The sequence below is a fragment of the Streptomyces sp. ATLC9 genome (assembly GCF_057196705.1).
Window position 1 is genome coordinate 1 of the sequence record NZ_JBXUOY010000568.1, and the last position, 627, is coordinate 627.

At 81.8% G+C, this 627-nt stretch carries 2 protein-coding genes; both read right to left on the minus strand.

What is annotated here, in order from left to right:
• Positions 1-219 (minus strand): DUF4439 domain-containing protein (locus AC2CJA_RS27095; RefSeq protein WP_484605265.1); only part of this gene is annotated, 219 nt, incomplete at its 3' end.
• The coding region (locus AC2CJA_RS27100) for a hypothetical protein (RefSeq protein ID WP_484605266.1) at positions 219-627 on the minus strand (409 nt) is incomplete at its 5' end. The genes AC2CJA_RS27095 and AC2CJA_RS27100, both read right to left, overlap by 1 nt.

The window sequence follows — 627 nt, forward strand, 5'->3', positions numbered from 1 at the left end:
GGCGCGGTGGGCGTCGTGAGCCTCCCGCGCCTGCGCGCGCCGGTCCTCGGCGATCCGCCCGCCCACGACGCCGTAGCCGTAGACGGCGGCGTGCTCGGCCGAGAGCGCGGCCTGCAGGGCGGCCAGCGCGGGGTCGTCCTCCCCACCGGGGGGCGAGGGCGGGGGGGAGGCCGCGGCGGCCGCCGCCCGGTCCGCCCCCGGGGTCGCTGCCTCGTTCATCACTCGCCGTCCGTGAGCAGGTAGACGTGGACCGCTCCGGCCGCCGCGACGGACGCGAGCAGCCGGGCGAGCTCGGGCGGGGCGCCGTCGAGGGCCCGGGTGAGGGAGTCGGCGGCGGTGCGCTCGGCGTCGGCGAGGGCGGCCAGCGCACGCCGGGGATCGGCGGGCACGCCCTCCCCGGCGCCCCGGGTGTCCTCCGGGGCCGGAGAGCCGCCGGGACTTCCGGAGGCGGAGGGCTTCGGGCTCCCGGAAGGCCGGGAACCGCCCGGCTCCGTCCCGCCGAAGGCCCTCACATGCCGCACCACGTCCGCCCGCAGCGGCCTCAGCCGCCCGGCCAGGTCCGGGTGCGCGGCGAGGGTGCGGTCGTAGCGGGCCAGCAGCGCGGCGGCGCCACGCGCGGCGCGGCCG